Origin of the sequence: Lachnospira hominis (ex Hitch et al. 2025) (genome assembly GCF_040096395.1) — a bacterium.
Taxonomy (GTDB): domain Bacteria; phylum Bacillota; class Clostridia; order Lachnospirales; family Lachnospiraceae; genus Lachnospira; species Lachnospira hominis.
In genome coordinates, this window is sequence record NZ_JBBMES010000042.1 from 1 (window position 1) to 2855 (window position 2855).

Below are 2855 nucleotides of genomic sequence, written 5' to 3' on the forward strand. Positions count from 1 at the left end.
CACCTACAAATGGTGGTTTTGGTGCCAATATTACAATGCGTGACTGTGCAGTAGCTGATACAAATCAGGGCTGGGTATTCACAACAAGCTATGGTGACCCTAACTCAGCATCTTCAACAGAGTATGCAGAGATTGGTGAGTTCTATAACTTTGCATCATACAATGTTTCAGTATACGGTGCTAACCAGAATACAATCCAGGTACTTGCAGATGTTGACCCTGTAGGCGATACAAGCAAGCCTTTACATTCACATCATAATATGTACTTCCAGGATATTACATTTGGTAATGTAGGTTCTAATGGTTCATATAAGAACAAGAACGGCTGGGAGACACTTATCGGATGTGATAATTCAGTATTCTATAACGTAGTTACAAAGTCATACAACAATAAGTCAGTATCAAAGAATACAAATAAGGCATGGAACAATATACAGTATTGTAATAACCTTGTATTCCAGGGAACAACGTGGGATTCACTCAATGCCTGCACAGAAAAGATGAAAGCAGCAATGAGCGGAATCACAGTAACAGATAAAACAGTAACAGCAAAGGATTATAAGGCTGAGACAGAGACTCCTGATGAACCATCAAAGGGTGATGAGACAACAGGAGAAACATGGACAGTAAGCGTTGATAAATGCTCAGATTTCTTCAATGATGCAGTAGAAGCAAAGAAAGTAGAAACATCACTTCCAAAGGTTGAGACAAAGAATGAAATTCACAACATTGGATACATTTATGACAATGAGCACAATAAGGGTAAAACACCAGCTCCGGGATATGAACAGGGCTTTGCATTCCCTGACTGCGATGTTGCAGGTCTTGAAAAACTTATAGTTCCAATTGCAAGACAGACAGATAATGGTACACAGAAAGTTTCAGTACGTCTTGATTCTAAGACTGGTACAGAGATTGCGTCTGCAACACTTACAAAAGCAAAGGCTGATGGATATGTTAATATCGAAATGCCTGTTACATTACCTGAAGGTGTTGATACATCTAAGACACATAAGATTTTCTTAGTATTTACATCTACAGGAAGCACAGCAAATTATGTAGCTAATGTAAGAGATTTAACAGGTGTAAAATCATCAACAGCATTAGCAAGAGAGTCAGTAGACATTTCACAAGGAATGACAGCAGGAACAGAGTATAATACAAATGGTGCATATGGTACAGTTAAGTCACTTGAAGATGCAACAGTTCATGTACTTGCAGAACTTGACCCGGCTGAAGCTCCTGTTACAATCGGCGGTGCTGAATATAAGCAGTTTGTTCAGGCTTCAACAGCAGCAAATTCAGATGGCGCGATTCCTGGAAACGGAACAGCAACATATGTATTCAGTCCTAAGGTTGACTGCTCAGTTACATTACACAGCAGAGCTACTTCTAAGGTATGGTATTTCCTTGAATCACCTGACGGAGCTAATGTAACTAACACTGCAACAGACAGTGCTGTAGCTGATGTTATGACATTTAATTTAAGAGCAGGCAGAACATATTACTATTATTGCCAGGGTTCTAGGCCAATGGTATATGGAATCTACTTCGATGCACCTGTTGCAGATGCAGATTCACTTCTTAAAGAAGGCACAAGAAAAGATGATCCTTCAGCACCTGCACAGTCAGCAGAAGCAAAATCAGTTAAGCTTTCATGGACAGCAGTAGAAAATGATACAGACGTATTCTACGGAGTTGATACATATGTTGACGGTGTTAAGGTAGACATGGTTGACGGTATCACAGATACAAATACAATAATTAACAGACTTTCATCAGGTGTTAAATATACATTTAAGGTATATGTAAGTGAAAAAGGTGATTCTGCTAACAGCTTAAAGGCAGAAAACAACAAGACACTTATCGGTGAAACAGAATTTACAACAGAAGGAACAAAGGATACAGCAGCTATTACAGCTCCTGAAGGAACAAGTGTATCACTTGCAAGTGCAATTTACACATGTGCACAGGGTACATGGACAGGAATTTCAAAGGACGATGCAAGAGTTCGTGGTTATAAGATTTATGCTAACGGAAATCTTGTTAAGACACTTTACAACTATCAGATTAAGAACTACGCTTCAGTAGATAAGATGAGCAATCAGGTTGGACGTCTTACACCTGGTATTGATAACAAGGTTCAGGTTGTAGCATTTACAGATGCAGGCGTTGAATACAAGTATCCTGAAGCAACAGTTAAGACATTAGAAAACTATGATTACAAAGCTCCTGTATGGGGCAGTGATGCTAAGGTTACAGCTAAGGAAACAAAAGACGGTGACCTTGAGATTACATGGGATGCAGCAACAGATGATACAGCAGTTGGTGGATACCGTGTATATGTAGACGGCACAGCTTACGGTTCAGAGAAATACTTCAACCCTGTAAACGGTGCTAAGACAACAACAGAGACAACTTACACAATTAAGAAGTCAGAACTTCCTGAAGGCTTCGACATGACAAAGGCTCACACAATTACAATTCAGGCCGGCGATACATGGTGGAAAGCTGAAACAACAATGGGAACATTCGATAAGATGGCTGGTTTCAACTGGACAAATAAGGGTCTCACAACAAATGAGATTAAGGCTTTCAAGAAAGGTGAAGTTAAACCTGATGTTGACCAGGCTGAAGATGCACCAAAGACAGATGTAGATACAAATAAGGTTGCAGATGCGGTTCTTACAGAAGAAGATAAGGCTGCATTAGCAGATGGAAAAGACATATCTGTTAAGGTAAAAGTTGCAAACGCTGATGAAACAACAGAAGAAGCAATAAAAGAAAAGATTGCAGCAGTTATTAAAGGCAGCACAATCGGCAAGCTCTTCGATATTACAATTGAAAAGACAGTA

The 2855-nt window shown here is 39.5% G+C and carries 1 protein-coding gene; it reads left to right on the forward strand.

The features are described from left to right. Positions 1-2855: carbohydrate-binding protein (locus tag WMO38_RS14890; protein WP_349163202.1), on the forward strand; the 2855-nt coding region annotated here is incomplete at both ends.